24 protein-coding genes, 2 pseudogenes and 1 riboswitch are annotated in these 22,567 nt (G+C 71.4%); of the genes and pseudogenes, 14 read left to right on the top strand and 12 right to left on the bottom strand.

Going from position 1 to position 22,567, the window contains the following annotated elements; translation table 11 throughout:
- Nucleotides 1-25 precede the first annotated feature (25 nt).
- Nucleotides 26-508, bottom strand: a complete 483-nt coding sequence (locus tag ACMTAK_RS44460; protein WP_413811417.1) for a molybdopterin-dependent oxidoreductase — start codon at nucleotides 506-508, stop codon at nucleotides 26-28.
- 312 nt (nucleotides 509-820) lie between these two features.
- Here ACMTAK_RS44460 and ACMTAK_RS44455 point away from each other — a divergent pair, with 312 nt between their 5' ends.
- Nucleotides 821-1,474, top strand: coding sequence for a hypothetical protein (locus ACMTAK_RS44455; protein ID WP_413811416.1), 654 nt, complete (start codon nucleotides 821-823; stop codon nucleotides 1,472-1,474).
- Nucleotides 1,475-1,740: 266 nt separating this feature from the next.
- Here the strand turns inward: ACMTAK_RS44455 and ACMTAK_RS44450 are convergent, their stop codons facing one another.
- On the bottom strand, nucleotides 1,741-1,905 hold the full coding sequence (locus ACMTAK_RS44450; protein WP_413811415.1) for a hypothetical protein: 165 nt from the start codon (nucleotides 1,903-1,905) through the stop codon (nucleotides 1,741-1,743).
- A 113-nt stretch (nucleotides 1,906-2,018) separates the two neighbouring features.
- Here ACMTAK_RS44450 and ACMTAK_RS44445 point away from each other — a divergent pair, with 113 nt between their 5' ends.
- The gene (locus ACMTAK_RS44445) at nucleotides 2,019-2,228 is read left to right on the top strand and encodes a hypothetical protein (protein WP_413811414.1); all 210 of its coding nucleotides are present in this window, start codon (nucleotides 2,019-2,021) and stop codon (nucleotides 2,226-2,228) included.
- Nucleotides 2,229-2,351: 123 nt separating this feature from the next.
- Nucleotides 2,352-2,473: riboswitch (cobalamin riboswitch) on the top strand.
- Nucleotides 2,474-2,488: 15 nt separating this feature from the next.
- On the opposite strand, the pseudogene ACMTAK_RS44440 reads toward ACMTAK_RS44445, so the two are convergent.
- A pseudogene (locus ACMTAK_RS44440) lies at nucleotides 2,489-2,752 on the bottom strand (IS200/IS605 family accessory protein TnpB-related protein); the annotation flags it as partial.
- Here ACMTAK_RS44440 and ACMTAK_RS44435 point away from each other — a divergent pair.
- On the top strand, nucleotides 2,724-2,975 hold the full coding sequence (locus ACMTAK_RS44435; protein WP_413813292.1) for a hypothetical protein: 252 nt from the start codon (nucleotides 2,724-2,726) through the stop codon (nucleotides 2,973-2,975). The pseudogene ACMTAK_RS44440 and the gene ACMTAK_RS44435 overlap by 29 nt on opposite strands.
- On the opposite strand, the gene ACMTAK_RS44430 is transcribed toward ACMTAK_RS44435, so the two are convergent.
- Nucleotides 2,972-3,850 carry a helix-turn-helix transcriptional regulator gene (locus ACMTAK_RS44430; RefSeq protein WP_413811413.1) on the bottom strand — a complete coding sequence of 293 codons (879 nt, stop codon included), beginning with the start codon at nucleotides 3,848-3,850 and terminating at the stop codon, nucleotides 2,972-2,974. The genes ACMTAK_RS44435 and ACMTAK_RS44430 overlap by 4 nt on opposite strands.
- A gap of 150 nt (nucleotides 3,851-4,000) precedes the next feature.
- Here ACMTAK_RS44430 and ACMTAK_RS44425 point away from each other — a divergent pair, with 150 nt between their 5' ends.
- Entirely contained in the window at nucleotides 4,001-4,933 is a 933-nt protein-coding gene (locus tag ACMTAK_RS44425) for an SDR family NAD(P)-dependent oxidoreductase (RefSeq protein WP_413811412.1), read from the top strand.
- 18 nt (nucleotides 4,934-4,951) lie between these two features.
- Here the strand turns inward: ACMTAK_RS44425 and ACMTAK_RS44420 are convergent, their stop codons facing one another.
- On the bottom strand, nucleotides 4,952-5,392 hold the full coding sequence (locus ACMTAK_RS44420; RefSeq protein ID WP_262698844.1) for an Lrp/AsnC family transcriptional regulator: 441 nt from the start codon (nucleotides 5,390-5,392) through the stop codon (nucleotides 4,952-4,954).
- Nucleotides 5,393-5,578: 186 nt separating this feature from the next.
- On the opposite strand from ACMTAK_RS44420, the gene ACMTAK_RS44415 reads away from it, so the two are divergent.
- The 3 genes from ACMTAK_RS44415 (at nucleotide 5,579) to ACMTAK_RS44405 (ending at nucleotide 10,913) form a co-directional block, all read left to right on the top strand.
- The gene (locus tag ACMTAK_RS44415; RefSeq protein ID WP_413811411.1) at nucleotides 5,579-9,094 is read left to right on the top strand and encodes an indolepyruvate ferredoxin oxidoreductase family protein; all 3,516 of its coding nucleotides are present in this window, start codon (nucleotides 5,579-5,581) and stop codon (nucleotides 9,092-9,094) included.
- A gap of 42 nt (nucleotides 9,095-9,136) precedes the next feature.
- A complete protein-coding gene (locus tag ACMTAK_RS44410) occupies nucleotides 9,137-10,276 on the top strand; it encodes an acyl-CoA dehydrogenase family protein (protein ID WP_413811410.1) in 1,140 nt (379 codons plus the stop codon).
- Nucleotides 10,277-10,337: 61 nt separating this feature from the next.
- Nucleotides 10,338-10,913: a hypothetical protein gene (locus ACMTAK_RS44405; RefSeq protein WP_413811409.1), complete on the top strand. Its 576-nt coding sequence runs from the start codon at nucleotides 10,338-10,340 to the stop codon at nucleotides 10,911-10,913.
- 425 nt (nucleotides 10,914-11,338) lie between these two features.
- On the opposite strand, the gene ACMTAK_RS44400 is transcribed toward ACMTAK_RS44405, so the two are convergent.
- The 3 genes from ACMTAK_RS44400 to ACMTAK_RS44390 form a co-directional block, all read right to left on the bottom strand.
- Entirely contained in the window at nucleotides 11,339-12,163 is an 825-nt protein-coding gene (locus ACMTAK_RS44400; RefSeq protein ID WP_413811408.1) for an aldo/keto reductase, read from the bottom strand.
- A gap of 69 nt (nucleotides 12,164-12,232) precedes the next feature.
- Nucleotides 12,233-12,658 (bottom strand): GlcG/HbpS family heme-binding protein, encoded by a 426-nt coding sequence (locus tag ACMTAK_RS44395; RefSeq protein WP_044578887.1) that lies wholly within the window; start codon nucleotides 12,656-12,658, stop codon nucleotides 12,233-12,235.
- A gap of 62 nt (nucleotides 12,659-12,720) precedes the next feature.
- Nucleotides 12,721-13,926, bottom strand: a complete 1,206-nt coding sequence (locus ACMTAK_RS44390) for an MFS transporter (protein WP_413811407.1) — start codon at nucleotides 13,924-13,926, stop codon at nucleotides 12,721-12,723.
- 178 nt (nucleotides 13,927-14,104) lie between these two features.
- Here ACMTAK_RS44390 and ACMTAK_RS44385 point away from each other — a divergent pair, with 178 nt between their 5' ends.
- Nucleotides 14,105-14,608 carry a MarR family winged helix-turn-helix transcriptional regulator gene (locus ACMTAK_RS44385; protein ID WP_413813180.1) on the top strand — a complete coding sequence of 168 codons (504 nt, stop codon included), beginning with the start codon at nucleotides 14,105-14,107 and terminating at the stop codon, nucleotides 14,606-14,608.
- A gap of 2 nt (nucleotides 14,609-14,610) precedes the next feature.
- On the opposite strand, the gene ACMTAK_RS44380 is transcribed toward ACMTAK_RS44385, so the two are convergent.
- Nucleotides 14,611-15,549 (bottom strand): LysR substrate-binding domain-containing protein, encoded by a 939-nt coding sequence (locus ACMTAK_RS44380; RefSeq protein WP_413811406.1) that lies wholly within the window; start codon nucleotides 15,547-15,549, stop codon nucleotides 14,611-14,613.
- 141 nt (nucleotides 15,550-15,690) lie between these two features.
- Here ACMTAK_RS44380 and ACMTAK_RS44375 point away from each other — a divergent pair, with 141 nt between their 5' ends.
- From ACMTAK_RS44375 to ACMTAK_RS44360, 4 genes and pseudogenes are all read left to right on the top strand, one after another.
- Entirely contained in the window at nucleotides 15,691-16,701 is a 1,011-nt protein-coding gene (locus ACMTAK_RS44375; RefSeq protein WP_413811405.1) for an aldo/keto reductase, read from the top strand.
- Between the two features lie 40 nt (nucleotides 16,702-16,741).
- The gene (locus tag ACMTAK_RS44370; protein WP_413811404.1) at nucleotides 16,742-17,170 is read left to right on the top strand and encodes an SRPBCC family protein; all 429 of its coding nucleotides are present in this window, start codon (nucleotides 16,742-16,744) and stop codon (nucleotides 17,168-17,170) included.
- A gap of 698 nt (nucleotides 17,171-17,868) precedes the next feature.
- Nucleotides 17,869-18,339 (top strand): annotated as a pseudogene (locus ACMTAK_RS44365) (thiamine pyrophosphate-dependent enzyme); the annotation flags it as partial.
- A 4-nt stretch (nucleotides 18,340-18,343) separates the two neighbouring features.
- Nucleotides 18,344-18,763: an AidA/PixA family protein gene (locus ACMTAK_RS44360; protein WP_413811403.1), complete on the top strand. Its 420-nt coding sequence runs from the start codon at nucleotides 18,344-18,346 to the stop codon at nucleotides 18,761-18,763.
- On the opposite strand, the gene ACMTAK_RS44355 is transcribed toward ACMTAK_RS44360, so the two are convergent.
- The 3 genes from ACMTAK_RS44355 to ACMTAK_RS44345 form a co-directional block, all read right to left on the bottom strand.
- The gene (locus tag ACMTAK_RS44355; RefSeq protein WP_413811402.1) at nucleotides 18,733-19,524 is read right to left on the bottom strand and encodes a heparin lyase I family protein; all 792 of its coding nucleotides are present in this window, start codon (nucleotides 19,522-19,524) and stop codon (nucleotides 18,733-18,735) included. The genes ACMTAK_RS44360 and ACMTAK_RS44355 overlap by 31 nt on opposite strands.
- Before the next feature lie 113 nt (nucleotides 19,525-19,637).
- A complete protein-coding gene (locus tag ACMTAK_RS44350; RefSeq protein WP_413811401.1) occupies nucleotides 19,638-20,489 on the bottom strand; it encodes a PaaX family transcriptional regulator in 852 nt (283 codons plus the stop codon).
- Between the two features lie 110 nt (nucleotides 20,490-20,599).
- Nucleotides 20,600-21,019, bottom strand: coding sequence for a RidA family protein (locus ACMTAK_RS44345; protein ID WP_413811400.1), 420 nt, complete (start codon nucleotides 21,017-21,019; stop codon nucleotides 20,600-20,602).
- Between the two features lie 124 nt (nucleotides 21,020-21,143).
- Between ACMTAK_RS44345 and ACMTAK_RS44340 the strand changes: the two genes are divergently transcribed.
- Together ACMTAK_RS44340 and ACMTAK_RS44335 are read left to right on the top strand one after the other, a co-directional pair.
- A complete protein-coding gene (locus tag ACMTAK_RS44340; RefSeq protein WP_413811399.1) occupies nucleotides 21,144-21,629 on the top strand; it encodes a cupin domain-containing protein in 486 nt (161 codons plus the stop codon).
- Nucleotides 21,626-22,528 carry an acyl-CoA thioesterase gene (locus ACMTAK_RS44335; RefSeq protein ID WP_413811398.1) on the top strand — a complete coding sequence of 301 codons (903 nt, stop codon included), beginning with the start codon at nucleotides 21,626-21,628 and terminating at the stop codon, nucleotides 22,526-22,528. Before ACMTAK_RS44340 ends, ACMTAK_RS44335 begins: the two co-directional genes overlap by 4 nt.
- Nucleotides 22,529-22,567: the final 39 nt, after the last annotated feature.

The raw sequence follows: 22,567 nt of genomic DNA, 5'->3' as shown, positions 1-22,567 counted from the left end.
CGCCACCGGGCTCCGCCAGGGGCCATCACGTCCAGACGGTGTATCCGCCGTCCACCCGGATCGCCTCGATACCGCTGATGTACCGGGCGCCGCAGCGGTCCTGGGGCAGGACGAGCTGGGGGCCCGCGCGGTCGAGCGGGGTGTCGTCGATGGTGACCGCGAGCAGCACGGGGGCACGGCCGAAGTCCGGGTCGATCTCGGCCCAGGACAGCAGCGCGCGGTGGCCGTCCGCACCGCGTACGGCGATCAGGAAGCGCAGCCGGTCCTTGCGCCGGGCGGGGTCGAAGCCGGGACCGGCGGCGACCAGGACGTCATGCAGGAACGGCCCGGTGAAGCGGTGGTGCTGGACGCCGCTGGTGGCGCAGTCGAAGCTCACCCGCGCCCGGTGCTGGGGCCAGGAGAGCAGCTCGGACACCGTCAGCCGGGCGGGGCGGGTCAGATCGCCGGTGAGGGCGACTTCCGCCATCGGACCGGCGGCCGTACTGGCAGCTGCGAGGGAGTCACTCACGGCCTACCACCTCCTGGAGGAGCGTTACCCGAACACCCATCCCAGGCAAACGCACATGCCATGCCGATAGGCCGAAGATCGCGCATATGCGAGGGATAATCGCCAACTCCCCTGGTATCTGCCACAGGGTCAGCAGACCGGGGCCGAGGCGCCCTCGACCAGGGTCGCATTCACCGCCCCGCCTTCGGTCGAAGGCGCTGCGAGCCGCCGGGCTGATGTGCCTGCCGGGCCGCACGGACAGACTCGTGTCCGTGCCGGGACAGTCGAACACCGCCTGCGCGGCGAGGCCGAGCAAGCAACAGGAGCAGAGGCATGTTCAAGGAGTGGCGGCATCGTCGGGCCGTGCAGCGGGTCAAGCCCGGGGACGGGCGAGCGCTGAAGCGTTTCCGCTGGTGGCAGATGCTTACCCGCGCGCTGTTCCATCTCCGGCTGATGAACGACGACGGCCGGCAGACGGTCTACACCGTCGACATCAAGCATCAGAACACCTCGGACGGCTATGTCAAGGCCCACCTGTACCTCGATGGCAGGCATCACGCCGAGTCCAGAGTCCCTGCCGTCTTCCCCGTCCGGGGCGGCACCGTCGAAGTGAGGGCGAGCGGCTTCGGGCTCAAGCGCTGCCACTACGTCACCACCGAGGGAGCCGAGTTCCGGCTCATCCCGGACCCCGCCTCCGCCGAGGGGCGCCGCGCGCGCTTCGACCGGTCGCACCCCGCGCTGAGCCGCTGTATCGGTTTCCTCTCGGTGATCGTGCTGGTCGTCGGTGTGGTTCTGCTGATCCTTCAGCTCGCCGAACAGATCACCCGGAATCCGGAGGGCGTCGCCCAGTACGTCGGGACCTTCACCTCGCCCATCCAGCTATCGGCATGGAGCAACACCGTGGTCGGACTCGTCACCGTGGCGGCCAGCACGGAGCGGGCACTGCGGCTGCGCTACAACTGGCTGCTCGACGGCGGGGTGGGCTGATCCCGTTTCCCCGGCGAGGGAGGAGCGGCGCGTTGCCCCAAACGGAGGAGGGGCGGCCGGAGGAGTGGCGGCCCGGCCGCAGAGCGGTCGTGGTCACCACCACACTGGCCGGAATCGGAACGGCCATCGGCGCGGGCGGTGGCACCGCGTACGCCCGTGCCACCGCATCCGCCCGCGCCACCGAGCGCATATTGCGGTCGAAGCGGATGGAGGTCCGGGCGGACCTGGGAGCCGCGCGAGGCCACCGACCCGGCCAAGCTCTACCACTACAACCCGGCGGGTGGCACCACCCGTTCCGCCGCGTACGCCGATTCCTGGAGGTCGAGACGGCGGCCGCCGTCCATGAACTCCTCGTCGGTACCGAACTGCCGGTGGCCGCCATCGCCCGCCGCGTGGGCACCGCACCGGTCCGCTTCCGCGAACAGCAACACCGGATGGCTGTTACCCCATTGGGGGGACGTTGGGCCGCGATCGGCCCGGCAAAGGGGCACCATGCATGCGAAGCCGGTCATTTCCGGCCGCTCATCCCCAGCAAGGAGTTCCCATGCGTATGCGGACCGCTCTGTCCACGCTCGCTCTCACCGCCGCGTCCCTCGCCGTCGGCGCGACCGGTGCCGTCGCGGAGGACGGCCCCGACACCACCGTCAACAACACCACCAGCACGACCTTCCCCGGCGTATGCGCCAGCAACCAGTTCTCCTTTGTCACCGTCCCGGTCAACCTGGTGGGCGAGTCGGACTCCGGAGCGTGCTGACCCCCCGCTCCGCGAGGCCATGAGGAGCGGAACCCCCGGCCGACGCGGCCGGGGGTTTCCCATGCCCTAGGCCGGCCGGCGCAGCTGGTTCGCCCCGTCCGCCAGGCGGGAGGCGTCGCAAGAGGGAACCCGGTGGGAATCCGGGACTGCCCCGCAGCGGTGAGCGGGAACAACCGCCGTCATACGCACTGGGCCCGGTGAGAAGGGCCTGGGAAGCGACGGCCAGTAGCACTCCCCCAGCTACCGCTGGGAGGTACCCCCTGGTCTCCCGCGTTCGCTCCGCGTCCGGCGCGCATGGATCGTGTCCGTGGTCCGGGGACGCGCGGGCGGGGTTCCTCACGCCTCGGGGCGCCCGGTCGGGCCTGGACGGTCCGATGCCCCACACGATCGCTCTGGTCGTGTGGGGGCGGTGCCGTCCGTCGCCGGATCGGGTGTCCCAGGGCGCGCCTGCCGATCGCCACGGCGGCTGCGTCGTGGCGGGTGGTGGTGCGGTTGGTGCTGGTGAGGGGTTTCTGCCAGTGCTGGGGCTGCCTCAACGGCCGCGACGTCCGGGTCAACGACCTGGAGAAGTCCCTGGCCACGCTCGACACCCTGCTGGGCCTGGCGCACCGGGTCGATGTGGTCGTCTCCTGCTCGCTGCTGCACGTCCCGCTCGACACGACGGCCGAGCGGGACATCGAACCGCGGATCCTGCCCGGCTCCCATGCCGACGCTCCGGGCCTCCACGCCGACCCCATGCGGCCTTAACAGGACCGGTCACGGGCGCGGTACGGCCGTGTGGGACCTGTGACGCGCAGCAGGTCCAGCTTGCCCGCGTCGCTGCTTCCGGTCGCCGCCGTGTAGGTGACCATGCGCAGATCCGCGCCGGCGACGATGAGCACATCGCAGTCGAGCAGGATGTCGCCGATCTCCGGATGCCGGATCGTCTTGCGGTCGGAGGTGTGCTGGGCGGCGGTCGCCCGGGTGGCCCAGTGGTGGGCGAAGACCTCGGACTCCGCCCGTAGTTCCCGCACCAGGCGGGCGAGCCGGGTGTCGGCGGGGTAGCGGGAGACGGCGTCCTTGAGGTCGGCCACGATCGAGGTCTCGAAGCTGTCGGGTCCGCGCTCGGGCCGGACCCGGAGCACCGAGTCGCGGGCGGCACCGGTGCCGAACAGGGCGCGGGCGAGGTTGCGTTCGTCGGCCGGGAGGACGGTGGGGTCGCCGTGCAGGGCGCTCCACATGGCGTTCCACCACACCAGGGTCCAGTCGGCGGTGAACACCCCGATCGGGACGTCGCCCAGGCGCGCCGCGAGCCGTTGGACGCCCGGGGGCACATGGGCACTGACCGTCCCGTCCCGCGGTGGCAGCAGCCCGGCGCTCCGGTACAGCTGGTCGCGTTCGGCGCGGGACAGCTGGAGGGCGCGGGCGAGGGCGCCGACGACCTGGTCCGAGGGGTGCTTCGCGCGCCCCTGCTCCAGCCGCAGGATGTAGTCGACGGAGAGCCCGGCCAGTTCGGCGAGTTCCTCGCGGCGCAGCCCCGGCGCGCGGCGGCTCGCCTTCGGGGCGAATCCGGCGTCGGCCGGGGCGAGGCGGTCGCGCCAGGCGCGCAGGAGCGCGGCGAAGTCGGAGCGGGAGGAAGCCATGGGTTCATTCTCGCCGCGCGGCGCCGGATGAGCCTGGGTACTGCCAGTCCTAGTGACGGGGACGGCACTGGCCGGCGTGGCCCGGGGCGGCGAACGTGGAGCCGCCGCCCCGGACCGGGCGCCATCGGCCGACCAGTGAAGGAGCCTTCCATGCCCGCTACGAACCACACCATCGTGATGACGGGCGCGAGCCGCGGGATCGGGCGGGTCGCCGCGGAGCACATCGTGCGCCGGTCGCCCGACGCGCATCTCCTCGTCGTGGCCCGCGCGTCCTCCGGCGCCCGGCTCGCCGAAGAGCTCGCCACGGGCGGGCGTACGGTCTCGTACGTCCCGGCGGACCTCGGCTCGCTCCAGAGCGTCCGCGCCGCCGCCACCGAGATCCATGACCGGCTGGAGCGCGGTGAGCTGCCCCCGCTGCGCGGCTTCGTGGGCAACGCGGGCATGCAGTACACCAACGCGCTGACCGAGTCCCCCGACGGGTTCGAGGCCACCTTCGCCATCAACGTACTGGCCAACCACGTCTTCGTCCGGGTGCTCCAGGACCACTTCGCCGTGCCCGCCCGGATCGTGATCACGGTCAGCGACACCCACTTCGGGGACTTCGAGCACAACATGGGCATGGTGCCCGGCCCCGCCTGGCACTCCCCCGATGTCCTGGCCCGCCCGGGGGCCTTCCCGAAGCCGTCCGGCACGGCGGGCGGGCGCACCGCGTACTCGACGAGCAAGCTGGCCGCCATCTACCTCGTGCACGAGTACGCGCGGAGGCTTCCGGCCGGGATCGACGCCATCGCGTACAACCCCGGTTTCGTCCCCGGCACCGGTCTCGCCCGCAACGCCGGACCGCTCTCCCGCTTCGCCATGCGGCGCGTCCTGCCGGTGATGGCCCTCACGCCGTTCGCCACCGGCCGCGGCGCGGCGGGCCGCTACCTCGCCGATGTCGTGCTGGGCACGACCCCGGCCCCGACCGGCTCCTACGTCGACCGCGCCCGGGTGGCGCGGTCGTCGGAGGAGTCCTACGACCCGCGGCGCGAGCGCGAACTGTGGGACGCCGTGGAGCGGTTCACCGTGACGCACCCGGTCTGAGCGGCGCGCGCCCCCGGGTCAGGCGTGGCGTGTCCACGAGCCCAGCACCATCAGCGTCTTGGTGCCGGTGACCAGGCCGACGCGCCGCAGACCGTCGATGACCTGCTGCAGATGCTCGATGTCCCGCACCCGGACGTGCACCAGGGCGTCGGGGTCACCGGCGATGGTGAAGACGGCCTGCACCTCGGGGACCGTGTAGCAGGTGCGGACGATCTCCCCGACCGGTGTCGTACCGGTGTAGGACAGCTCCACGAACGCCTCGATGCCCCAGCCGAGCTTGGTGTGGTCGATCTGCACCGTGAAGCCCTTGATCACCCCGGTGTCCTTGAGCCGGTCCACCCGGCGCTTGACCGCGGCCACCGACAATCCCACCTCGGGTGCCATCTCGGAGAAGGTGCGCCGCCCGTCCTCGCGCAGCATGCGCAGCAACTGCCGGTCCACCTCGTCGAACTCGGGCATCGGCCCTCCACTCGGCGCCGCGCGCACCCGCGCAACCCGCACTGACGCGCGCAAACAATTTTATTCAAGCTCGCGAATTTTCTCGAAAGTTTGCGTCTTCTCCTGGATCGGCCGCAAGTTACTTGTGCTCCTCCCGAGGGTGTTGCTGTCCTTGGGCCGGACCCCAGTCACGCCGAGGAGGCTCACGTGAGCACCGACCCCGCCGCGGTTTCGCTCGATGACCCCTACACGGCCCGCGGCGGCCGTGTGCTGATCTCCGGCATCCAGGCCCTGGTCCGGCTCACCCTCGAACAGCGCCGGCTGGACGAGGCGCGCGGTCTGGACACCCGCGCGTTCGTCTCCGGCTATCCGGGCTCACCGCTGGGCGGGGTCGATCTGGAGCTGGACCGGGCACGCCGCTTCCTGGACCCCGCCGGTGTGGTGTTCCGGCCGGGCCTCAACGAGGAGCTGGCCGCCACCGCCGTGGCCGGGACACAGCTGCTGGGGCAGGTGCCCGGGCGCCGCCACGAGGCGGTGACCGGGTTCTGGTACGGCAAGAACCCCGGTCTCGACCGCGCGGCCGACGCGATGCGGCACGGGACGGTGGCCGGTACGGCGGCGCTGGGCGGCGCGGTGGCCTGGATCGGCGACGACCCCGGAGCCAAGTCCTCGACCGTGCCCAGCTCCTGCGAGCCGATGTGCCAGAGCCTGGCCATGCCCCTGCTCGCGCCCGGCTCCGTATCCGAGATCCTCGCATTCGGACTGCACGCCGTGGCCCTGTCCCGGGCCACCGGCCTCTGGGCCGGGCTGAAGATCGTCGCGGATATCGCGGACGCCTCGGCGGTCGTCGACCTGGACGCGCTCCGGCCCGACATCCCCGCCCCGCCCGCCGCCCCGCGCGGCGCGCCGCCCACCCTCGTGGGCCCCGCGTCCCTGGACGCCGAGCACGACATGCTCACCCGCCGGCTGGACCTGGCGCGCGCCTACGCCCGCGAGGCCGGGCTGAACCGCGTCACCTTCAGCGCCCCGCACGCCACCTTGGGCGTGGTGGCCTCCGGCACCGCCTACGCCGTGGTGCGGCGCGCCCTGGCCGACCTCGGCATCGGCGAGGCGGACATGGAGGCCCTCGGGGTCCGGCTGATCCGGCTGGCGATGCCGTTCCCCCTCTGCGACGACGACCTGGTGGCCATGACCGGCGATCTGGACCAGGTCCTGGTCGTCGAGGACAAGGTGCCCTTCCTCGAAGGGCACCTCAAGGCCGCCCTGTACGGCGGCGCCGACGCGCCCGTGGTGGTCGGCCGCCGCGGCGAGGACGGCCGGCCGCTGCTCACCGCCCGGGGCACCCTCGGGGCCGAGGACGTGGCCAGGGCCCTGGCCCAGCGCATCGGCCAGGACCGGCTGCCGCGGACCGCGACCGCCCGGCTGGCCTCGCTGGCACCGCCGCCCGCGCCCCGGATCGCACTGCCCACCGTGTCGGCGCGCACGCCCTACTTCTGCTCCGGCTGCCCGCACAACATCTCCACCCGCACCGCCGATGACACCCTCGTCGGCGCGGGCATCGGCTGCCACGCCATGATCGCCATCGATGGCGCGGGCCGCGGTCACCAGATCGGGCTGACCCAGATGGGCGGCGAAGGCGCCCAGTGGATCGGCCTGGCCCCGTTCACCGACGACCGGCACTTCGTGCAGAACCTCGGTGACGGCACCTTCCACCACTCCGGCTCCCTCGCCATCCGCGCGGCGGTGGCCGCGGGCGTGACCATGACGTACAAGCTCCTCTACAACGACGCCGTCGCGATGACCGGCGGCCAGCGGCCCGAGGGGCGGCTGGACGTCCCCGCGCTGACCCGCTGGCTCGCCCTGGAGGGCGTACGGAAGGTCGTGGTGACCACGGCGGCACCGGCCGACTACCGCGGCGTACGCCTCGACCCGATCGCCACGGTGCGCCACCGCGACGATCTGCCCGAGGCCGAGAAGCAGCTGGCCGCCACCGACGGCGTGACCGTGCTCATCCATGACGACCGCTGCGCCGCGGAGGAACGCCGGCTGCGCAAGCGCGGTCAGCTGCCCACCCCCGCCGAGAAGGTCGTCATCAACGAGCGGGTCTGCGAGGGCTGCGGCGACTGCGGGGATGTCTCCACATGTCTGTCGGTGCAGCCCGTGGACACCGCCTTCGGCCGTAAGACCCGGATCCACCAGGCGTCCTGCAACTCCGACTTCAGCTGCCTGAAGGGCGACTGCCCCTCCTTCCTCCTCGTCGAGCCGAAGGCGAAGACGACCGGGCAGGCGAAGGGCAAGCGGCCCCGCGCCGTCCCCCAGCCACCCGTGGCCCTGACCGCGCCCACCCCGGCGGTGGCCGGGGACAGCGCACTGCTGCGGATGCCCGGCATCGGCGGCACCGGTGTCGTGACCGTCTCACAGATGCTCCAGCGGGCCGCCCACCTCGATGGCCGCTACGCGGCCGGACTCGAGCAGACGGGGCTGGCCCAGAAGGGCGGGCCCGTCGTCAGCGACGTACGAATCTCGGCCACCCCGGTCACCGGTGCCGTGCGGGCCTCCCGCGCGAGCGCCGATGTGCTCATCGGCTTCGATCTGCTCGGTGCGGCCGCCGACGCCAATCTGCGCGTCGCCCGCCCCGGCCACACCATCGCCGTCGTCAACTCCGCCATCGTCCCCACCGCGGCCATGGTGACCAACCGGGTCGTCGTGCCCGGCTCCCCGGACGACGCCCTGGAGCGCGTCGAGTCGGCCACCCGCCCCGGGGACAACCTCTACCTCGACGCGCAGAGCATGGCCGAGGCCCTGTTCGGCGATCACATGCCGACCAACATGCTCCTCGTCGGAGCCGCCTTCCAGCACGGCTGCGTCCCGCTGACCGAAGACGCCATCGAGGGCGCGATCCGCCTGGGCACCGCCGTGGAGAAGAACCTCGCGGCCTTCCGCTGGGGGCGCGCCGCCGCCCTCGACCCCGACGCCGTACGGCGTTCCCTGACCGCACCGGAACGGCCGGTCCTGGAGATCACACCAGAGGCGCACACCGTCGCGGCCACCGCCGCCGGGCCCGGAACGCTCCAGGACACCGTCGCCCTGCGCGCCGCCGACCTGATCGCCTATCAGGACCGGGCCTACGCCGAGCGGTACGCCACCGAGGTGGAGCAGGTCGCCGCGACGGCCCGGCGGCGGGCCGGTGACGAGGCGGGCGAGCGCATCGCCGTCGCCTACGCCGAGGGGCTGCACAAGCTCATGGCCTACAAGGACGAGTACGAGGTGGCCCGGCTCCATCTGGACACCGTGGAACGGGCCAGGGTCGCGGACGAGTTCGGTGCCGATGCCGACGTGTCCGTCCTGCTGCACCCTCCGGCGCTGCGCGCGCTGGGCATGAAGCGCAAGATCCGGCTCCGCCGCACGGCGCCCGCCCTCTTCTCGCTCCTCCGCGCCCTGCGGCGGCTGCGGGGCACCCGGCTGGACCTCTTCGGATACGCCGAGGTCCGCCGCCAGGAGCGGGCGCTGATCGAGGAGTACCCGCGCCTGGTCCGCGACGCCCTGGCCCGTCTGACGCCCGGCAACGCCGCCACCGTGGAGGAACTGGTGCGGCTCGTCGAGGCCGTCCGCGGCTACGAGGACCTCAAGCTGGCCCGGGTCGAGGAGTTCCGCACCACCGCCCGCGCGGCTCTGGACGAGCTGACCGCCACCGCCGACGCCCCCGCGGCCGTCTCCGTCTGACCCCGGCCCTTAAGCCCGCACCGCACCACAGGAGCGCCCCTCATGCCCGTCGACCGTCTGCTTCCCACCCGTGAGGCCGAGGATCTGCTCGACCTCGCCCGCGAGATCGCCGACAAGGAGCTCGCCCTCCGCGTCGACGAGCACGAACGCACCGAGACCTACCCCGAGGGCCTGTTCCGCCTGCTGGGCGACGCCGGGCTGCTGGGCCTGCCCTACCCGGAGGAGTTCGGCGGGGGCGGCCAGCCCTACGAGGTCTACCTCCAGGTGCTGGAGGAACTGGCCGCACGCTGGGCCGCCGTCGCCATCGCCACCAGCGTCCACACCCTCGCCGCCTTTCCCCTGCTCACCTTCGGCACCACCGAACAGCGTGAACGCTGGGCCGAGGACATCCTCGGCGGCCGGCTCATCGGTGGGTACAGCCTGTCCGAGCCCCAGGCCGGGTCCGACGCGGCGGCCCTGACCTGCCGTGCCGAGAAGGCCCCCGACGGCTACCGGATCAACGGCGCCAAGGCGTGGATCACCCATGGCGGCAAGGCGGATTTCTACGCCCTGTTCGCCCGTACCGGCCCCGGCAGCGACGGCATCTCCTGCTTCTTCGCGCCCGGCCACACCGAAGGCCTCAGCTTCGGCCGGCCCGAGGAGAAGATGGGCCTGCACGCCATCCCCACCACTTCCGCCTTCTGGGACGGCGCCCTCCTCGCCACCGACCGGCTCATCGGTGGCGAGGGCCAGGGGCTCCCCATCGCGTTCAGCGCCCTGGACTCCGGCCGGCTGGGCGTCGCCGCCTGCGCCACCGGGCTCGCCCAGGCCGCCCTGGACGCGGCGGTCGCCTACGCCCATGAACGCACCGCCTTCGGCCGCAGGATCATCGACCATCAGGGGCTCGGCTTCCTGCTGGCCGACATGGCCGCCGCGGTCGACTCCGCGCGCGCCACCTATCTGGACGCGGCCCGCCGCCGCGACCACGGACGCCCGTACACCCGTCAGGCCAGCGTGGCCAAGCTGACGGCGACCGACGCCGCGATGAAGGTGACCACGGACGCCGTCCAGGTCTTCGGCGGCTACGGCTACACCCGCGACTTCCCCGTGGAGCGCTATATGCGCGAAGCGAAGATCATGCAGATCTTCGAGGGCACCAACCAGATCCAGCGGCTCATCATCAGCCGCCAACTCGCCCCCTGACCGGTCCCGCGACGGAATGTCGCACCCGGGCACGCCGGGCGGACGGGTCATGATGACCACCATGACATCGGTACGTGGGACGCGCGGGGCGCGAGCGCAACAGCCGGGATCAGGTCGTACGGCGGCGGTGCTGGCGGTGCTGACCGCTCTGACCGTGGCCGGTTGCGGCGGGTCGGACACGACCGACGGGGTGCCCTCGCACAGTGGGAACCCGTCGGCGTCGCGTTCCGCACAGCCCTCGGGCAGCCCCTCCGGCGATCTCGGCGCCTCGGCGAAACCGTCGGTGTCGGCGGCGGACGGGCGCGACGTCGGCGCCTGCGCGGACGGCGACTGCGGGATCGCGGTGTCCGGGCGAGTGACGGTCAGCTTCAAGGGCCCGGCCGGTCCGGCGACGCTGACCGTGAACGAGATCGGCCCGAACAAGGTCACGTACACGGTGAAGTCGGGCAACAACCGCTCCCAGGGCGGGGCGAGCGGACCGGGCCAGGGGTGCGTCACCGTGCTGCGCGACCACGGCAGCAGCAACTCGTGCGGAAGGGTGAGCACCACGCGGCCGGCCGCCCAGCCCGGCGCCGTGGTGATCCTGATGGCCGCCGGGAAGGACGGCACGGCGATCCTGCACATCGTCTCCAGATGACCGGCCCCGGTGGTCAGATCAGCAGCAGCTGGCCCCACTTCGAGGCTGACCTGCTTGGCGGTCCGGGCCAGCGCCTGGCGGCTGCTGCGCTCGATCTTGCCCACGATGGCGGGGGGCTCGTCGCCGCGGAGGACGCCCTCGTAGACGAGCTCCTCGTCCCGGCGGGCCGCGGCCGACCGGGTGGCGAAGGTGGCCTCGGCGCGACGGAGTCGTAGATGGCGAGCACCTCGCCCGGGTGGCCGCTCAGGGTGACATCGGAGACGGCGACGACACCCGGTTAGACCTTGCCGACCCCGTCCAGAGTGAAGGTGGCCGTCCTCGGCGGTGGTGGGCCGCGCCGCCCCGGCCGGCCGATGAGCACGGCCGCGGCGGCGCGGTGGAGTGGGGGCGGTCGGGCGCGGTGGTCCAGTGGCCCGGCGGCCGGGTCAGTTGAGGGTGTCGGGGTCCGGCCCGGTGCGCTGACCGCGGTCGAGAGCGCCGATCGCCTCCATGTCCTCAGGGGTGAGGGTGAAGCCGAAGACGTCGATGTTCTCCCGGATGCGGGCGGGGGTCACGGACTTGGGGATCACGACGTTCCCCAACTGGAGGTGCCAGCGCAGGACCACCTGGGCCGGCGTCTTGCCGTGCCGCCGCGCTATCGCGGTGAGGGCGGGGTCCTGGAGCAGGGCGCCCTGGGCCAGCGGGCTCCACGCCTCGGTGGCGATGTCGTGCTGGGCGTGGAAGGCCCGCAGCTCCCCCTGCTGGAGGTAGGGGTGCAGCTCGACCTGGTTGATGACCGGGACCACACCGCTGTGGTCCAGCAGCCGCCCCAGATGGGCGGGCTGGAAGTTGGACACGCCGATGGCGCGGGTGCGGCCGTCGGCCAGCAGCTTCTCCAGCGCGCGCCAGGTGTCCAGGTAGAGGTCACGCGCCGGGGTGGGCCAGTGGATCAGGTAGAGGTCCACGTAGTCGGTGCCCAGCTTGGCCAGGCTGGCGTCGAAGGCCGCGAGGGTGGAGTCGTACCCCTGGTCGGCGTTCCACAGCTTGGTGGTGAGGAACAGCTCCTCGCGGGGGACGCCGGACTCGGCCAGGGCACGGCCGACACCGCCCTCGTTGCCGTAGATGGCCGCGGTGTCGATGGAGCGGTAGCCGGCCTCGATGGCGGAGAGCACCGCGCCGGTGGTCCGCTCGTCCTCCACCTGGAAGACGCCGAAGCCCAGCTGCGGGATCTGGAGGCCGGTGTGGAGGGTGACGTTGGGTACGGAGGTCATGGTGTCCTTCGTCGGGTCGTGGGTGTGCTGTGCGGTTCTGCGGTTCGGGGTCTCTGTGGCCCGGGGGTCTCAGCCGAGCGTCGCGACCGCCGTGGTGGCGATCTCGTGGTCCTGCTCGGGGGCGCCGCCGCCCACGCCGAGCGCGCCGATCAGCCGGCCGTCGCGGTGGACCGGGACGCCACCGGCGATGAAGAGCAGCGGGCGGTCGAGGGCGGTGGGCAGGGTGTGGAAGGCGCCTCCGGGCTGGACCGCGTCGACCAGGCCCGCGGTGGGGGCGTCCAGCTGGAGCGCGGTGAACGCCTTGCGGGTGCTGGTCTCCCCCGCGATCAGTACGGCCCGGTCGTCGCGCCGGAAGGCCAGCGGATGGCCACCGGCGTCGAGGACGCTGATCGCGGCCGCCACCCCGGCCGCCTCGGCGGCGGCGCGGGCGGCCTGGACGAGGGCCTCGGCGTCCTTCGTGGTCAGCGGGGCGACGGCGGTCTCGGGGGTGCTCATGGCGGGTCGGTCTCCTTGATGATGAGGGTGGTGGTGCTGTTCGGTGTTGGTTACGGGGTGGCTCAGTACCGGCCGGTGAACGCGGGGGCCGGTTCGGTGGTGGCGCCGTCGTGGCCACGGCGGGTGTCGCGGCGCTCCAGGGCGGCCGAGAGGACGGCGAGGACCAGGGCGGATCCGGCGAGGATGGCGCCGACCCAGTTGGGCGCGGTGTAGCCGAGTCCGGCCGAGATCACCAGGCCGCCGAGCCAGGCCGAGAGCGCGTTGCCCAGGTTGAAGGCGCCGATGTTGACGGCGGAGGCGAGCGTGGGGGCACCCGCCGCGTGGTCCAGCACCCGCTTCTGCAGCGGGGGCACGGTGGCGAAGCCCAGGGCGCCGACCAGAGCGATGGTGATGGCGGCCGCGATCTTGTTGTGGGCGGTGAAGGTGAACGCGGCGAGGACCAGCGCGAGGGCGCCCAGCGACACGTACAGCATCGGCATCAGCGCCCGGTCGGCGAACCGGCCGCCGAGGAGATTGCCGCCGACCATGCCGAGGCCGAAGAGGACCAGCAGCCAGGTGACGGAGGAGCCCGCGAAGCCCGCGACCTCGGTCATCATCGGCGCGATATAGGTGATGGCGGCGAAGACACCGCCGAAGCCGAGCACGGTCATCGCCATGGCCAGCAGCACCTGTGCGTTGCGGAAGGCCGCCAGCTCATGGATCAGGTGCACACCCTCCGGCTTGGGGATGTCGGGAACGAGCTTGGCGATGCCCACCAGGCCGATCACGCCGAGCGCCGCGACGAGGAAGAAGGTGGTCCGCCACCCCAGCGACTGGCCGATCGAGGTGCCCAGCGGCACGCCGACGACGTTGGCGATGGTCAGGCCGGTGAACATCATCGAGATGGCTCCGGCCTTCTTCTCGGGCGCGACCAGGTCGGCCGCGACGACGGATCCGATGCCGAAGAACGCGCCGTGTGCGAAGGAGGCGACGATTCGTCCCACGGCCATCACGCCGAAGGCGGGGGCCAGCGCGGAGAGCAGATTGCCCACCACGAACAGCCCCATCAGCAGCATCAGCATGCGCTTGCGGGAGATCTTCGTACCGAGCGCCGTCATCAGCGGCGCGCCGACCATGACGCCGAGCGCGTAGCCGGTCACCAGGAATCCGGCGGTGGGGATGGACACATCGAAGTCCCCGGCGACCTCGGGCAGCAGCCCCATGATCACGAACTCGGTGGTTCCGATCCCAAAGGCCCCGATGGCGAGGGCCAGCAGTGCGATGGGCATGAAAGTTCACTCCAAGTGATTGCTACCGCCCTTTACGAGCACCCACAATACTTGCAGACACACTAATTGCAAGCGCGCTATATTGCTCGTGCTGTGTATCACGTCACCGTCACCACCACGGACCCCCGACCGGGCCCCGCCCCACCCCGCATCAGGAGGCACCATGACCACACCGCCCATGACCACACCGGACCTCGTCGCCACTCCCCTCGCCCAGAGCTGGTGCGCCCTGTCACTGCTGCACAGCAGGATCGAGACGCATCTGGAGGGGGCTCTCCACACCCGCCATGAGCTCAGCGCCCGCGAGTACGCGGTCCTGGACGTCCTGAGCCGACAGCACGACGGGGACAACGGCCATCTGCAGATGAAACAGGTGGCCGACGCGGTCGCCCTCAGCCAGAGCGCCACCACCCGCCTGGTCGCCCGGCTCGAGGACCGCGGACTCCTCTCCCGCTACCTGTGCCCCACCGACCGGCGCGGGATCTACACCAATGTCACCGGGGCCGGGCTGCTCCTGCTCGGCCAGGCCCGGCCGACGTACGAAGGCGCCCTGCGCGAGGCGCTCGACCTGGCGGCGCGGGACCCGAGGCTCACCACCCTGGTCGCGGCCGTGGCCTCGTTGGAGGCGTCGCCCCTTGACGCCTCGTCACTCCGAATTCCGGGGTGTGAGCTCCCCGGCTGACCTCACACCCCGGAGGCGAGACCACCGGCCGGCGGCGCCGCACCCATCTCCCGCTCGTCCGACAGCACCGTCTCGCGGAACGAGGCGACGACCGGCCGCAGATCGACGTGGTGCCAGGCCGCCCACAGATGGACGGACGCCTCATGCCAGGGCAGCGCGCGCACGGCCACGGCCTCCGTGGCGCCGCGCACCATGCTCTTCTGCACCAGCGCCAGCCCGAGGCCGGAGGCCACCAGGCCGAGTGCCGTCAGGGGATCCGCGGCGTCGAGCCGGATGTCGGGGGTGAAGCCCGAGGCCACGCACGAGGCGACGAACGTGTCCCGCCACGCCGGGTCGCCCGGCTCCTCGACCGCGATCCACGGCTGTCCGTCCAGATCCTTCGCCGAGATCGTCTCGCGAGCGGCCAGCGGGTGACCCGCCGGAAGGACCAGCAGCAACGGGTCCTCCAGCAGCGGCGCGGCGCGCAGCACGGGGTCGTCGCGGTCCGGCGGCTCCCGCACCAGGGCGATGTCCAGGCTGCGCTGGCGCAGCCCCTCGAACTGCTCGGCCGCGGCCATGCTGTACAGCGCGACATGGATGCCGGGGCTCTCCTCCTGGAGCCGGCGCAGCGCGCCCGGCAGCACACCGGTGTGCATGGCGTCGGCCACGTAGCCGATGCACAGCCCGCCCTCCTCGCCCCTGCCCAGCCGACGGCCCAGGTTCTCCAGCCGGTCGGCGTGGCGCAGCAGCGCCCGGACCTCGCTGAGGAAGATCGCACCGTCGCGGGTGAGCCGGATGCGCTGCCGGCCGCGCTCGAACAGGGTCAGGCCGAGGTTCTTCTCCAGCTGAGCGATCTGCCGGCTGAGAGGAGACTGGGAGATGTGGAGTTGCTCGGCGGCGCGGCCGACGTGTTCGGTCTCGGCCACGGCACTGAAGTAGCGCAGTTGTCGCAGGTCAAGCATGTAAGACCTCAGAGGACTCAAGTGCATCCAAGAGAGTCTTGGACAGTCTGAAGTCCCGATCCTAACGTCGAAGGCGAACGAACGGCGGACCGGCCGAGAGCCATGAGTCCGCCCCTTCCCCCCTTTCCGCGAGGACACTTCATGACCATCACGTCCCTGCTCCCGGGCCGCCTCGGACTGGGCACGGCCCCGCTGGGCAGCATGTTCCGCGACGTCTCCGACGAGGAGGCCGCCGCGACCGTCGACGCCGCCTGGGACCACGGCATCCGCTACTACGACACCGCCCCCTTCTACGGCGCGGGCCTGGCGGAGATACGCCTCGGCGACGCGCTCGCCGGGCGCCCCCGCGACAGTTACGTGCTCAGCACCAAGGTGGGGCGCGTCATCCTCGACGAGGTCGAGGACCCCGCCACCCGTGAACTCGGCGAGAAGGGCGGCCTGTTCGAGCACGGCCGTCCCAACAAGCTCGTGCACGACTGGACGGCCGACGCCACCAAGCGATCCATCGAGGACAGCCTGCGGCGCCTGCGCACCGACCGGCTCGACATCGTCTGGGTCCATGACGTGGCCCAGGACTTCCACGGTGACGAGTGGCTCGCCGTCTACGAGAGTGCCCGCACCGGCGCCTTCCGCGTCCTGCAGCAGCTGCGCGACGAGGGCGTGATCAAGGCGTGGGGGCTCGGCGTCAACCGCGTCGAACCCATCGAGCTCACCCTCGACCTGGACGAGCCGAAGCCGGACGCCTTCCTGCTGGCCGGGCGCTACACCCTGCTGGACCACGACCGCGCCCTGCAGCGCCTGCTCCCCACGGCGGCCGACCAGGGCGTCAGCCTCGTCGTCGGCGGTCCCTACAGCTCCGGCATCCTCGCGGGCGGCACCCACTTCGAATACCAGGACGCGCCCGCGCACATCATCGAGAAGGTGGCGCGCATCAAGGAACTCGCCGAGCGGCACGGCGTCAGCGTCAAGGCGGCCGCCCTGCGGTTCCCCCTGGCCCACCCGGCGGCCGCCGCCGTGATCCCGGGCGCGACCCGGCCCAGCCGTATCGCCGAGGACGTCGCGGCCCTCGACGAGGTCGTCCCCGCGGCGTTCTGGACCGAGCTCCGCGAGGCCGGGCTGGTCTCCCCCCTCGCGCCCCTGCCCACCGCCTGACGATCCCCCTCCCCTCCCCCACCCCGACAGGAGCATCTCCATGGCCTCCACCACCGTCACCCTCGACCTGCCCGTACCACCGGATCGGGTGTGGCAGCTCATCGGCGGCTTCGACGCGCTGCCCGACTGGCTGCCGTACATCTCCGAGAGCGTCGCCGCCGAGGGCGGCCGCGTCCGCCGACTGCGCAACGAGGAAGGCGGCGTGATCGTCGAGCGGCTCGTGGCCTTCGACGACGCGGCACGCTCGTACAGCTACGCCATCCTGGAGGCGCCGTTCCCGGTGACCGACTACCTCTCCACGCTGCGCGTGCGCGAGGTCCCCGGGCGGTCCGGCGCGTCGCGCGTCGAGTGGTCCGGAGAGTTCACCCCCACCGGCGTCAGCGACGACGAAGCCGTCGCGCTCTTCCACGGCATCTATGCCGACGGGCTCGCCGCCCTGCGCGACACCCTGGCGGACCGAGCCGCCTGACGGGCCGCCACGCAGGGCATACGACGAGCCCCCCGCCCGGGAGCAACCCGCACCCGGGCGGCCACGTTCCAAAACACCGTCCCGGGGTGCGCTCTTCATGGCGCCTTCGCGGGACCGTTCTTCCTGATGGTCGACACCCGGTCACCGGTACTGATCTGTCTGGCCCCGGTCGTGATGACGGCCCTGGTGCCCGCGGGTGCCCTCATCGCCACGGCGACGATGGCCGTCGCTCCCGAGACCGGGAACCCGCTCATCTCATTTCCCGTACGCCACGTCCCTGACGGCCTGAAATCAATTCGGATGGGCGGCCGGACCCGTCGGAATGGGTTTCTGAACGGCATGCGAGCGGCCACAGGTATCGCTGCGGCGCGCCTTTCTTCATCAGCGGGCAGGAGTTCGACGTCCGTCCTTATCGCGAGCATGGCCGACTTGACCCCGTTGCGCCCGTCGTCGTGATGGCCGCCGAGTTAGCCGACGCTCCGCGCGATAACTCCGCCACCCGTGCGCGCTGGCAGACCTGTCTTAAGCTGGCCCGCGAACTCCTCCTCATCGGACCGGACAACAGCGACCTCAAACTCGGCTATCTGCACACCCTCATCGACACGGGCAGCCTCGGGGTCACCCGCCACCCCCGCAAGAAGATCCTCATCATCGGCGCCGGTATCACCGGCCTGGTGGCCGGCCGCCTGCTCAAGGACGCGGGCCACGACGCAGCGCTCGCCCCCGAGCTCGGCCACGCCCGCCCGGTGGTGTTCGTCGGCGACGGCGCCTTCCAGGAGACCTGCCAGGAGATCTCCACCCACACCAGGCTCGGGCTGCGGTCGGTGGTGTTCGTGATGGACAACGGGCACTTCTACGGCATCGAGCAGATGCTGGTGCACCCGTCCTACTACGCGGACCGGGGCTCCCACGGCGCCGATGACACGGAGGGCGCGGACTTCTACAACGTCCTCCACCCGTGGCACTACGAGCGGCTGGCGGATGTCTTCTCGGACAGGAAGACCCCGGCGCACGGGGTCAGCGTGGCCCACGCCGCCGAGCTGGACGAGCTGCTGGCCCGCCTCACCGACCCGACCGACCCGGTCAACTCCGGACCACTGCTGGTCCGGGTCCGCCTGCACCGGCACGACTACCCGCGGGCGATGGCGTACAAAGTGAAAGGGGAGTAGGAGCATGTCGGAAATCATCAACGTGCTGATCGCGTTCGACGCGTACTCGATCGCCAAGCAGTATCCCGACGCGTCGAAGGACTACAACGCGCCGACGTATGTCGACCAGAGCCTGATCTATATGACGGCGCGTCAGGACCGCGTGGTCGGCACCTCGGGGGCCGAGCTGAACTTCCGCGCCAACCCCAGGGACATCATCAGGTGGCGCGAGACGACGCTTTCGCTCAACAGCGAGTACTGCGCCCTGCTGTACCGGTACGTGAGCGACGACCCGCTCATCAGCACACCGCAGGTCGTGATCGGCGACGGTAGCGCTCCTGACGGTCCTCCCCGCGGTCAGGTAGCCGAGGATGGGCTTCCCGCCGGTCGGGCGGGAAGCCCATACCCGCCGTGTCACCAGTTGGCGGGCTCGGCGAGGCCGTAGGAGTTGGCGATGCGCGCCTGGTCGTGGAAGACGGAGAGCTCCGACGGGCCCGCGGGCGGGTTCTCGCGCCAGCCGGTGCAGTAGATCCCGGACGACCAGCGGACCGTTTTCGACGTCTTGGGCAGCACGGTGACCCCGGTCTTGCTGTACTTCTTCACACCGTTGACCCAGATCTCGATGGCGCCGTCGGTCGCGTGGAACTTGAGGCGCGTGACGATCCGGATCCACTTACCGCGCAGATCGGTCACCTTGGCGACGTTCGCGCTGAAGCCGCCGGATCCGCCGATGCGCAGTTCGTCGTTCTGGATGAACATCAGCTCCCAGGGGCCCTCGGGATCCTCGGGCGACCACTGCTGGAAGGTGACGTTCTGGTTGTGGAACCGCCAGTTGGGGGCGATATAGACGGCCTGGCCGTAGTAGCGGTCCTGGCCGACGGCCTGGGTGGACGCCTGCACGGTCTCGGAGTGGTAGCCACCGCCCTCGTTGATGTACGTCTGCTTGGCCTCGATGGCGTTGCCGCCCTTGTAGGCGGGGGTGGTGACATTGCGGATGATGCCTTGCTTCTGGGGCTTCTGCGGGTAGTTGGACCACCCCTGGACGGTTCCCTCGTCCTGGAAGTAGACCCCGGCGGGCAGCGCCTGGACACCCGCGTCCCGCACAGGGTGGGCCCCCGCGGTGCCACCGCTGAGGGCGAGGCCGCCGACCAGCGCGCCGGTGACGCAGAGCAGATGGATCCGTTTACAGACCCGTTTCGCTAACATCCGATCAATCCTCTCGGGGGATATGATGCAGGTCTGGACTTTTCCCAGAAGCTAGCGCTCGGAAGATGACGTGTCCACATCATGCATCGAATAGATCCGATGAAATCCCCGCGCTAGCGCGCGCGGAAGACCCCGGCTGCATGCGCCGACGCGGGGGCGCTCAGCAAGGTGTGGAGCCGGTCGAACAGTTCGCCCGCGGCCACGCCGTTCCACTCCGGCGGAAGCAGCTCCAGGGGAAGCCCCGGGTCGCGGTAGGGCATGCGCCGCCACTGGGTCAGCATCGGTACGTACGTCCGGAACGCCTCCAGTGGCTGCGGCTCGCGGTCCGTCACCGTGTCCAGGACGGGGCGGTACCGGTGCAGGAAGTCCGCGTACATGACGGTGAGTTCGTCCAGGTCCCACCACGAGCGGACCTTCTGCCGCGGGTCCCCGAAGGCCACGTGGTCGCCGGTGAAGATGTCGACGTACGCGGACAGCTCCCGGCGTTCCAGGGTTCGCCGCGCCTCGTCCGCCAGGTGTCCCGGGGCGATCCAGACGCCTGACGCGGCGGTGCCGAAGCCCAGCCGGGTCAGGGCCGTCCGCAGGGCGTGCCGCTTCTCGCGCTCGGACTCGGGCACGGAGAACACCACGAGCACCCATCCGTCCTCGCGGGAGGCCCTGGCCCGCCGGAAGATGCGTACGTCCCCCTCGGCGAGCGTCTGCAGGGTCGAGTCGGCGAGCGAGTACCCGGCGACGCCCTCGCGGCGCTCGCCGCGCAGCACCTCACGGCGTTTCATCCGGGAGACCGAGGACCGCACGGCCCGGCTCTCCACGCCGAGGTCCGCCATGAGGCCGATCAGCGAGGCGACCGAGAGCCAGTTGTGCTCGCCCCGGGCGTAGAGGCCGTAGAGGGTGAGGATGAGCGGGGCGTGGCGGGACTCCCGTTCGCCCGCCACGGGGGTGGCCGGTGTCGTCTGCGCGGTCATTCCCGGCACCCTAACGTCTGGCGCGGCGATGGTGATCACCTGCTCTCGCCGGGGCGTCGCGGAGGGATGCGCGGATCGCGTCGGCCTCTCCTATGGGCGCGGTCTCCCTCCTACGCGCGCGGCACCACCAGTCGTTCCTCCGGTATCACCGCCACACCCAGGATCTCGATCATGGCTTCGGGCTGCCACAGCGCGGTGCAGCCGATGCCCGCCATGGCCGGGTAGACGGGCCCGGCGAGCTCGCGCCAGACCTTGCCGATCTCCTTGCCGTGTGCCTGGTAGTCGGGGATGTCGGTGAGGTAGATGGTCACGCTCACCAGGTCCTCGGGCCGCCCGCCGGCCTCGCGCAGCGTGGTGAGCAGATTGCCGAACGCCTGCCGGAACTGCTCGACGATGCCCCCCGGAACGATCTTCATGTCCGCGTCGAGGGCGGTCTGTCCTCCCAGGTGGAGGGTGTTTCCGGCGAGTGTTCCGTGCGAGTAGCCGCTGGGCTTCGGCAGCTCGGGCGGGTTCACGGGGACGGGGGTCATGGTGCCTCCGGCTCGGTTGCGTTCCGTCCTGCCCCACGGCCGGACAGGTGTATTGACTTTAGATGACGACCGTGAGAAACACGAGACATCGGATCCTGGTCCCCGACTGAACGGAGCCGACCCCATGGAGCCCGATCTGAGCAAGTACCGCCTCGAGGGCGACAATTCGATGTACCGGCTGCCGAACGGCATCGTCGCCCCCGTGGTGACACGTGGCGGCCTCGAGAACGCGAACACCGCCGACTCGGGCGGTGCCGTCCGTGTCTCGGGCGTGAGCATCCAGCACACCCCCGCCACCCGTCTGTGGTTCGGCAAGGTCAGCAACGAACCGGGCTATCGCTCGGTGACCCATCACCACGGCGAGGCCGAGACCGGTGGCTATGTGCTGTCCGGCCGGGCCCGCATCTACTTCGGCGAGGAGCTCCGGGACTACGTCGACATGGAGGAGGGGGACTGGGTCTTCGTGCCGCCGTATATGCCGCACGTGGAGTGCAACCTCTCCCGCACCAAGCCGCTGACCTGGATGACCACCCGGACGCCGGAGAACATCGTGGTCAACCTGCCCGACATCGCCGACACCGAGCTGCGCGACTGGCTGGACCGCCGATGACCCCGACGCCCCCCACCTCGGCCGTCTTCACCGCCGCCGTCGCCCTGAAGCCCGACCGGCCCGAACACTTCGACCTCGCCTTCACCGCCACCACCCAGCCCTGCCCCTGGCCCAAGGCGTACGGCGGCGATCTGGTGGCCCAGGCCGCGGCGGCGGCCATGCGCTCGGTGACCGACGGCAAGTCGCTCCACTCGATGCACAGTTACTTCCTGCGCCCCGCCGACATCGGCTCCGAGGTGCGCTACGAGGTGGAGGTGGTGCGCGACGGCCGTGGCTACAGCACCCGGCAGGTGCGCGGCTACCAGAACGGCAAGCCGCTGTACGTATGCCTGGCCGGGTTCGCGGCGGGCGAGGCCGGTGCGGACTTCCACACCGAATTCGGCGAGGACGTGCCCGACCCGGAGGACCTGCCGAGTTCGGCGGAGTACCTCGCCGAGCGGGGCGGCGGCTCCATGACCGAGGAGTCCAAGGCGTACTGGTCCGGTGGCCGCGGCTTCGACATGCGGCATGTCCCCGGACCGGTCTATCTCACCGTCGAGGGAGAGCGCCTTCCGCACCAGGCGGTCTGGCTCAGGCCCTTCGACCCCCTCCGCCCGGTCGACGGGCTGACCGACGCCCAGCGGGACCTGGCCGCCCTGGCGTATGTGTGCGACTACACGATCCTCGAACCCGTGCTGCGGGTGCTCGACCTGCCCTGGGCCAGACCCGGGCTGGTCACCGCGAGCCTCGACCACGCGATGTGGTTCCACCGCCCGGGGCCGGTGGACGGCTGGCTGCTCTACGTCCAGGAGGCCGTCGCCGCCGACGCGGGCCGGGGCCTGGGCACGGGGCGCTTCTTCACGCGCGATCACCGCCACCTGGCCACCGTGGTCCAGGAGGGCCTGATCCGCCCCACCTGATCCGCCGCTCTCCCCGGCGGGCTCCCGGAAGGACTCTTC

This window comes from Streptomyces lacaronensis (assembly GCF_047337785.1).
Taxonomy (GTDB): domain Bacteria; phylum Actinomycetota; class Actinomycetes; order Streptomycetales; family Streptomycetaceae; genus Streptomyces; species Streptomyces lycopersici.
The sequence above is the reverse complement of the archived record's forward strand: the minus strand, read 5'-3'. Positions and strand labels throughout refer to the sequence as shown.

What these genes read in the sequence shown, in the direction of transcription:
- ACMTAK_RS44390 (WP_413811407.1), bottom strand. Translation starts at nt 13,926, where the DNA reads ATGCCCATCGCACTGCTGGCCCTCGCCATCGGGGCCTTTGGGATCGGA.
- ACMTAK_RS44410 (WP_413811410.1), top strand. Translation starts at nt 9,137, where the DNA reads ATGCCCGTCGACCGTCTGCTTCCCACCCGTGAGGCCGAGGATCTGCTC.
- ACMTAK_RS44340 (WP_413811399.1), top strand. Translation starts at nt 21,144, where the DNA reads ATGGAGCCCGATCTGAGCAAGTACCGCCTCGAGGGCGACAATTCGATG.
- ACMTAK_RS44355 (WP_413811402.1), bottom strand. Translation starts at nt 19,524, where the DNA reads ATGTTAGCGAAACGGGTCTGTAAACGGATCCATCTGCTCTGCGTCACC.
- ACMTAK_RS44455 (WP_413811416.1), top strand. Translation starts at nt 821, where the DNA reads ATGTTCAAGGAGTGGCGGCATCGTCGGGCCGTGCAGCGGGTCAAGCCC.
- ACMTAK_RS44445 (WP_413811414.1), top strand. Translation starts at nt 2,019, where the DNA reads ATGCGTATGCGGACCGCTCTGTCCACGCTCGCTCTCACCGCCGCGTCC.
- ACMTAK_RS44400 (WP_413811408.1), bottom strand. Translation starts at nt 12,163, where the DNA reads ATGACCTCCGTACCCAACGTCACCCTCCACACCGGCCTCCAGATCCCG.
- ACMTAK_RS44360 (WP_413811403.1), top strand. Translation starts at nt 18,344, where the DNA reads ATGTCGGAAATCATCAACGTGCTGATCGCGTTCGACGCGTACTCGATC.
- ACMTAK_RS44335 (WP_413811398.1), top strand. Translation starts at nt 21,626, where the DNA reads ATGACCCCGACGCCCCCCACCTCGGCCGTCTTCACCGCCGCCGTCGCC.
- ACMTAK_RS44420 (WP_262698844.1), bottom strand. Translation starts at nt 5,392, where the DNA reads ATGCCCGAGTTCGACGAGGTGGACCGGCAGTTGCTGCGCATGCTGCGC.
- ACMTAK_RS44395 (WP_044578887.1), bottom strand. Translation starts at nt 12,658, where the DNA reads ATGAGCACCCCCGAGACCGCCGTCGCCCCGCTGACCACGAAGGACGCC.
- ACMTAK_RS44405 (WP_413811409.1), top strand. Translation starts at nt 10,338, where the DNA reads ATGACATCGGTACGTGGGACGCGCGGGGCGCGAGCGCAACAGCCGGGA.
- ACMTAK_RS44375 (WP_413811405.1), top strand. Translation starts at nt 15,691, where the DNA reads ATGACCATCACGTCCCTGCTCCCGGGCCGCCTCGGACTGGGCACGGCC.
- ACMTAK_RS44430 (WP_413811413.1), bottom strand. Translation starts at nt 3,850, where the DNA reads ATGGCTTCCTCCCGCTCCGACTTCGCCGCGCTCCTGCGCGCCTGGCGC.
- ACMTAK_RS44425 (WP_413811412.1), top strand. Translation starts at nt 4,001, where the DNA reads ATGCCCGCTACGAACCACACCATCGTGATGACGGGCGCGAGCCGCGGG.
- ACMTAK_RS44370 (WP_413811404.1), top strand. Translation starts at nt 16,742, where the DNA reads ATGGCCTCCACCACCGTCACCCTCGACCTGCCCGTACCACCGGATCGG.
- ACMTAK_RS44380 (WP_413811406.1), bottom strand. Translation starts at nt 15,549, where the DNA reads ATGCTTGACCTGCGACAACTGCGCTACTTCAGTGCCGTGGCCGAGACC.
- ACMTAK_RS44345 (WP_413811400.1), bottom strand. Translation starts at nt 21,019, where the DNA reads ATGACCCCCGTCCCCGTGAACCCGCCCGAGCTGCCGAAGCCCAGCGGC.
- ACMTAK_RS44385 (WP_413813180.1), top strand. Translation starts at nt 14,105, where the DNA reads ATGACCACACCGGACCTCGTCGCCACTCCCCTCGCCCAGAGCTGGTGC.
- ACMTAK_RS44350 (WP_413811401.1), bottom strand. Translation starts at nt 20,489, where the DNA reads ATGACCGCGCAGACGACACCGGCCACCCCCGTGGCGGGCGAACGGGAG.